Origin of the sequence: Streptomyces sp. NPDC056160 (assembly GCF_042268205.1) — a bacterium.
Taxonomy (GTDB): domain Bacteria; phylum Actinomycetota; class Actinomycetes; order Streptomycetales; family Streptomycetaceae; genus Streptomyces.
On sequence record NZ_JBHJUW010000348.1, the window covers coordinates 1 to 1,372 of the forward strand.

At 69.7% G+C, this 1,372-nt stretch carries 1 pseudogene; it reads left to right on the top strand.

Annotation, left to right across the window (positions count from 1 at the left end):
- Positions 1–177: 177 nt before the first annotated feature.
- Positions 178–1,290 (top strand): annotated as a pseudogene (locus ACFC02_RS42650) (IS110 family transposase); the annotation flags it as partial.
- Positions 1,291–1,372: the final 82 nt, after the last annotated feature.

The window sequence follows — 1,372 nt, forward strand, 5'->3', positions numbered from 1 at the left end:
GGGGGTGGTGTCACCGGGCCCGGGAGGTGCCGTCGGAGACGCTGATCAGAGGTCCGGCCGCCACCCGGTCCGGCGCAATGCCGGACAGCTCGCGGATGGCAGGTCTGCATAACGTGGATGCGCGCGTACGACACCAACGCCAAGGCCGGCACCGCCAACACCCCGGGAAAGGGCACTATGTTCGACACCGAAGACGTGGGCGTGTTCCTCGGCATGGATGTCGGCAAGAGTGCCCATCACGGGCACGGGCTGACCCCGGCAGGCAAGAAGGTCTTCGACAAGGCCATGCCCAACAGCGAGCCGAAGCTGCGGGCCGTGTTCGACAAGCTGATCGCGAAGTTCGGCACTGTCCTGGTGATCGTGGACCAGCCCGCCTCGATCGGCGCCCTGCCCCTGACTGTGGCCCGGGACGCGGGCTGCCAGGTCGCCTACCTGCCCGGACTCGCGATGCGCCGGATCGCCGACCTCTACCCGGGCGAGGCCAAGACCGACGCCAAGGACGCCGCCGTGATCGCGGACGCGGCCCGCACCATGCCGCACACCCTGCGCGCGCTGGAGCTGACCGACGAGATCACCGCCGAGCTCACCGTGCTGGTCGGCTTCGACCAGGACCTCGCCGCCGAGGCCACCCGCACCAGCAACCGGATACGTGGCCTGCTCACCCAGTTCCACCCGTCGCTGGAGCGCGTCCTCGGGCCCCGCCTCGACCACCAGGCCGTCACCTGGCTCCTGGAGCGCTACGGATCCCCGGCAGCCCTGCGCAAGGCCGGCCGCCGCAGACTCGTCGAACTGATCCGGCCCAAGGCCCCGCGCATGGCCCAACGCCTGATCGACGACGTCTTCGACGCCCTCGACGAGCAGACCGTCGTGGTCCCGGGCACGGGCACGCTCGACATCGTCATCCCGACCTTGGCCAGCTCCCTGGCCACCGTCCACACCCAGCGCCGGGCCCTGGAAGCCCAGATCAGCGCCCTGCTGGAGGCTCACCCTCTTTCCCCGGTCCTGACGTCGATGCCCGGCGTCGGCGTCAGGACCGCCGCAGTCCTGCTGGTCACCGTCGGCGACGGCACCAGCTTCCCCACCGCCGCCCACCTCGCCTCCTACGCCGGCCTCGCCCCCACCACGAAGTCGTCCGGGACCTCCATCCATGGCGAACACGCACCCCGAGGCGGAAACCGGCAGCTCAAACGCGCCATGTTCCTCTCCGCCTTCGCCTGCATGAACGCCGACCCGGCCTCCCGCACCTATTACGACCGCCAGCGAGCCCGCGGCAAAACCCGCCGAGTAGCCGAGGGGAGTCTCACCCCTCGGCTCTCACAGATCCGTGTGTAACAGTCTCCCGTTACACGGCTCTTGCCGTTCTGATCACCAA